Annotated in this window: 4 protein-coding genes; 2 read left to right on the forward strand and 2 right to left on the reverse strand. The window is 47.1% G+C overall.

Annotated features, from left to right (window positions below):
• Window positions 1–310: 310 nt before the first annotated feature.
• On the forward strand, window positions 311–2425 hold the full coding sequence (gene argZ, locus QUA38_RS27080) for a bifunctional arginine dihydrolase/ornithine cyclodeaminase (RefSeq protein ID WP_333167354.1): 2115 nt from the start codon (window positions 311–313) through the stop codon (window positions 2423–2425).
• A 132-nt stretch (window positions 2426–2557) separates the two neighbouring features.
• A complete protein-coding gene (locus QUA38_RS27085) occupies window positions 2558–3067 on the forward strand; it encodes a DUF29 family protein (protein WP_333167356.1) in 510 nt (169 codons plus the stop codon).
• Window positions 3068–3485: 418 nt separating this feature from the next.
• Here QUA38_RS27085 and QUA38_RS27090 read toward each other — a convergent pair whose 3' ends face one another.
• Window positions 3486–4631 carry a citrate synthase gene (locus QUA38_RS27090; protein WP_333167358.1) on the reverse strand — a complete coding sequence of 382 codons (1146 nt, stop codon included), beginning with the start codon at window positions 4629–4631 and terminating at the stop codon, window positions 3486–3488.
• A 234-nt stretch (window positions 4632–4865) separates the two neighbouring features.
• Window positions 4866–5321, reverse strand: a complete 456-nt coding sequence (gene sixA / locus QUA38_RS27095; RefSeq protein ID WP_333167360.1) for a phosphohistidine phosphatase SixA — start codon at window positions 5319–5321, stop codon at window positions 4866–4868.
• Between the last annotated feature and the right edge of the window lie 65 nt (window positions 5322–5386).

Here is a 5386-nt window from a genome sequence, read left to right on the forward strand (position 1 = left end):
GAGAGAATACGCTTTCATTAGGTTTGACTACAACAATGATATTTTGTTGTACCTCATTACAGCGGAATCCGCTGTAATGATCTATCAAAACCTCTTATAGTGTGTGTAATAACCAGACATTTTCTCCAGTATTTCATAAGAAAGGTTTGTGATTTAGTTTAATCTAATCCTAAGCGTGATATAATTAAGAGTTGTCCTTATGAGGTCCAGACGTTGCGATGCTAAAATTAGTAGTGAATATTACAGTTGCTATTATACAAACTCTGTCAACATACGTCTGCTGTAGCGTCTACCACATTTTAACTGAATTATGACTGACTCAATTCGCTTCCTCATGTGTGCTCCTGACCACTACGATGTGGATTACGTGATTAATCCGTGGATGGAGGGCAACGTACACAAATCATCGCGCGATCGCGCCGTCGAACAGTGGGAAAAACTCTACCACGTCCTCAAAGAAAACGCTGTGGTAGACCTCGTACCGCCCGCAAAAGGCTGGCCCGATATGGTTTTTACCGCCAACGCAGGCTTACTTTTAGGCAATACCTTCGTCCTCAGCCGTTTCTATCACAAAGAACGCCAAGGCGAAGAACCCTATTTCAAAGCATGGTTTGAAAGCAAAGGTTTCACCGTGCATGAACTGCCGAAAGACTTGCCATTTGAGGGTGCTGGTGATGCTTTGCTCGATCGCGAAGGACGCTGGTTGTGGGCCGGATACGGCTTCCGTTCCGAACTCGACTCGCACCCGTTACTAGCAAAATGGCTCAACATAGAAGTGCTCTCGCTGCGTTTAGTTGACGAACGTTTCTATCACCTAGACACCTGTTTTTGTCCTCTGACAGGTGGCTATTTGCTCTACTATCCAGCAGCATTTGACTCGTACTCCAACCGCTTAATTGAAATGCGAGTGGCGCCGGAAAAACGCATTGCCATTGAAGAAGCCGATGCCGCCAATTTTGCCTGCAATGCCGTCAATATTGACAAAGTTGTGGTAATGAACAAGGTTAGCGAAGCTTTGAAAACGCGCATTACTCAGGCTGGTTTTCAAGTAATTGAAACGCCGATGACCGAATTTCTGAAAGCGGGCGGCGCCTGTAAGTGTTTGACGCTGCGGGTAACGGAACCGGTGCAAGAAGATCGATCGGCAAATGTGATGGTAGAAAGCCGCACAATTCGCATGGAAGGTCACTTGCTCGATGCTGGTTTAATCAGTCGCGCGTTAGACTTAATTATCGAAAACGGCGGCAGTTTCCAAGTGCTCAATTTCAATTTAGGAGAACAGCGACAAAGCACATCCAGTGCAGACGTTAAAGTTTCGGCTCCTTCCCACGATGTGATGGAAGAAATCATGGGACTTCTGATTGACTTGGGTGCAGTGCCCCCGCCGCAAGAGATTTGCGACGCTATTTTAGAACCTGTAGTGCAAGATGGCGTTGGCCCGGACGACTTTTATGTGAGTACGATTTATCCCACAGAAGTGCGGGTAAATAACCAGTGGGTGAAAGTGCAAAATCAGCGAATGGATGGGGCAGTTGCTATTACTGAAACTGTCGATGGTCCAGTCGCTAAATGCAAATTACTGCGAGATTTAAAAGTAGGAGAAAAAGTCGTTGTAGATGTAGTAGGTATCCGCACCATCCGCAAAACCGAATCGCGGGAACAGCGCAATTCTCAAGAGTTCAGTTTTATGTCCGGCAGCGTTTCTAGCGAGCGCCGCGTAGAATTGGTGGTGGAACAAGTAGCGTGGGAATTGCGCCAAATTCGCGATCGAGGTGGCAAAGTTGTAGTTACGGCGGGGCCTGTTGTTATCCACACTGGCGGTGGCGAACATTTAGCGCATTTGATTCGCGAAGGTTACGTACAAGCGCTGTTAGGCGGAAATGCGATCGCGGTTCATGACATGGAACAATCGAATATGGGAACCTCTTTAGGGGTTGACATGAAACGCGGTGTGGCTGTGCGCGGCGGACACCGCCATCACTTGAAAATAATTAACAGTGTGCGACGTTACGGGAGTATTGCAAAAGCTGTTGAAGCCGGGCTGGTTACTAACGGTGTCATGTACGAATGCGTGAAGCATAATATCCCCTTTTCCCTAGCAGGTTCTATCCGCGATGACGGCCCGCTTCCTGACACGCAAATGGATTTAGTTAAAGCTCAAGAAGAATATACTGAGCTGTTAGGAGGTGCGGATATGGTGTTAATGCTCTCGTCTATGCTGCACTCAATTGGTGTGGGAAATATGACGCCGGCGGGTGTGAAGATGGTCTGTGTGGACATTAATCCGGCGGTGGTAACGAAATTGAGCGATCGGGGTTCGATCGAGTCTATTGGAGTTGTTACCGATGTGGGATTGTTCCTGAGTTTGTTGGTGAATCAATTGGATAAATTGACCAGTCGCCATCATGTAACTCAATCTGTTTAGATCTAGCGCGAAATCTGCGGTTGAAACCGCGTCTGTACAAACGAAGTCTGCCTTTTCGGACTGAAGAATAAAGCGCGTAAGGTGCGCACCGCGCACCTTACGAAATCGTTATAAATATTGAGGGCAAAAGCAATGGTACAGGAATTAATAGACCTGAAAAATTGTATTTTGGAAGGCAGGAATGAAGATGCTCTAGCAATTGTAGATGAGTTAGAGGGCATGAGCAAACAAGCAACTCTGCGGAATATTGGGTCTTTTTTACTGATTCTGCTAATTCACCTAATTGAAAACCAAGTTGAACAGCGTTTGACAAATTCTTGGGCTGCTTCTATTGCTAATTCGGTTCGAGGTATTAAAAAGCTCAATCTCAAAGATAATAAAACATCTTACTACATCAACTCTGCCGAGTGGGAATCTTTTATACAAGATGAACTAGAAGCCGCAATTCGTGAGGCTAGCAGGAAAGTGTTGGAAGGAAAGTTAAGCCGCGCTCAACTCAATCATAGAGTGGACAGAGAGCAAATTATGGCGATCGCAACAGGGCTACTGTCTCTGACATACACTTATTCTCCAGGTGAATTCGAGGATGCGATCGACGAATATTTGTCGCATTTACCTGGGGGTGAAAATTGGAATGTATAGAGCCAAAAATAGAAAAATTCATTGCTGTATAATACTGAGGGTAATAAACCATGTGTGCGATCGCACCTATCGAAAGCTATTCGTAAATCAGAGCCTGGCTGGGGCGGGTTGACTGCCTCGAACTGGCTTTTTTACCGATTTGGTCAATTCGCCCCTACATCCGCTGCAGCGCCTGATATTCCAATAAAAAACCTCAGACCCGCAAGTCTGAGGACCGGAGTTCCTGAAAATCGTCACTTCTTACTATTGTCGCCAACACACAGCACAACATACAAGAGGGGCGCAACCCAGCACGACAGCTTTTGGCAGACAGAAATTGCTTCCTGACTCGCAACGCGAAAGCAATTTTTACTTCAACACTTCACGAAAGCAAAACAATTCTTCCCGCCATTTTCAGATCTGGGTTGATAATTTTGCTTTAGGAAGGGAGCCTATCCTCGATCGCAATATAAGGAGCACCGTGAGTCCCCGTATATATTTGAGTCGGGCGGTAAATGCGGTTTGCCTCTAGCTGTTCCTTCCAGTGTGCCAACCAGCCGGCAACGCGGGCGATCGCAAATACGGGCGTAAACAAGTCTGTAGGAATTCCCATTTTGCGGTAAACCAAACCCGAATAGAAATCTACATTTGCATAAATTCCCTTGTGAGCTAGTTTTTCCTCAACCACTTCTTCTAACTTGACAGCAATGTCGTAATAATTATCGCGGCCGAAGTTGTCAAATAACTGTTCTGCTAACCCTTGGAGAATAGTTGCTCTCGGATCTTTCACCTTGTACACGCGGTGGCCGAACCCCATGATTTTCTCCTTGTTTTCAACGCACTTCTCGACAAAAGGCCGCACGTTTTCTACCGAACCAATTTGCTGCAACATATCAATCACTTCTTCATTAGCTCCCCCGTGCAGTGGCCCCGCCAAAGTGCCAACTGCCGAAGCAATCACCCCGTAAGGATCTGTCAGCGTCGAAGCTGTTACCATTGCCGAAAATGTAGAGGCATTAATTGTATGTTCGGCGTGGAGAGTCAAGCAAACGTCAAAAATAGTAGCCAACAGTGGATCTGGTTCTCGCTCGTTGAGCATATACAGAAAGTTAGCCGAGTAGTTCAAGTCATCCCTCGGCCGTACTGGGTCATCACCCCGCCGCATTTGCTGGAACGCCGCCACCATAGTCGGAATTTTCGCTAGCAGCCGCACGACAGCTTCTCGAATGTATCCCTGGTTGGGGAGAGCTCTGCGGGAGTAGAATAAGCCCAGAGCGGCCGCTGAAGCTTGCAGGGCGTCCATGGGATGTCCTCTTTCAGGAAAGCATTTCATCATGTCCCGGATGCGATATTTGATCCGGCGGTGATAGCGAATTTCATGCTCGAAAGCTTCGAGTTCTTCCTTTGTCGGAAGTACCCCCCAGATTAATAAATATGAAGTTTCGAGAAAGGAACTTTTCAGTGCCAGTTCCTCGATGCTAATCCCGCGATATTCCAGCAACCCTTTTTGTCCATCGACGTAGCTAATGCTGGACAAGGTGGCGGGAACACCTTCTAAACCTGGTTTGAATTCGCCGACGACCATTGCGATACCGTTTTGTGTGAGTTCAATACTACTAAAAGTACATTACCAGAAACCAAGATAGTGTCACAGTCTTGACAAAGAATCATTTAATCGGGGTTCAGAAACCGGGTTTTTCAACAGATAGTCCGATCGCACCGCTGCGTATTGTCGCCCCTCAAACCCGGTTTTGCGGTCCCAGAATGCGGGTTTAAGAGGGCTGGCGCGTCCTGTTAATGTCGGGGCGCTTCGTTGTTTCTAGTGCAGCAAAAACTTGGGCGCAGTTAGCCAAAACATTTGGCTGCGGCCCACTGGGGAGCCGGTCTCCGGGAGAATTAAGCCGATGATACCTGCTTTTTTGAGAATCAGGGCATCTTGCGATCGAGCCCAAAGCAAAGTTTCGGCCCAGTGGCCTAAGTCTGGTTGGTGGCCCACCAGGGCCAAGCTGCGGCTACCTATTTCCTGCCACTGTTTGTACCACTCCAGCCAGTTCCCGATGTCTCCTGAAGGTGCGAGAGTGGCGGATTCTTCTATTTGGGAACTCAAACCGACTGTTTGCAGGATTTGGGCGGTTTGCTGGGCCCGCAGTAGAGGACTGGTGAGAATCAGGTCAAACTGAATTTCGAGTTCGTACAGCCGTTGGGCAATTTTCCTGGTTTTACGATCGCCCTCTTTAGTCAGCGGGCGTTCTGAGTCTGTATCATAAGTAGTCAAACAAAATTAATTACACAAAAAACTAATATGATATAATAAAAAATATCAAGGTGTGTTCAAAGAGG

The sequence above is a fragment of the Microcoleus sp. Pol12B4 genome (assembly GCF_036701385.1).
Taxonomy (GTDB): domain Bacteria; phylum Cyanobacteriota; class Cyanobacteriia; order Cyanobacteriales; family Microcoleaceae; genus Microcoleus.

What these genes read in the sequence shown, in the direction of transcription:
- argZ (WP_333167354.1), top strand. Translation starts at nt 311, where the DNA reads ATGACTGACTCAATTCGCTTCCTCATGTGTGCTCCTGACCACTACGAT.
- QUA38_RS27085 (WP_333167356.1), top strand. Translation starts at nt 2,558, where the DNA reads ATGGTACAGGAATTAATAGACCTGAAAAATTGTATTTTGGAAGGCAGG.
- QUA38_RS27090 (WP_333167358.1), bottom strand. Translation starts at nt 4,631, where the DNA reads ATGGTCGTCGGCGAATTCAAACCAGGTTTAGAAGGTGTTCCCGCCACC.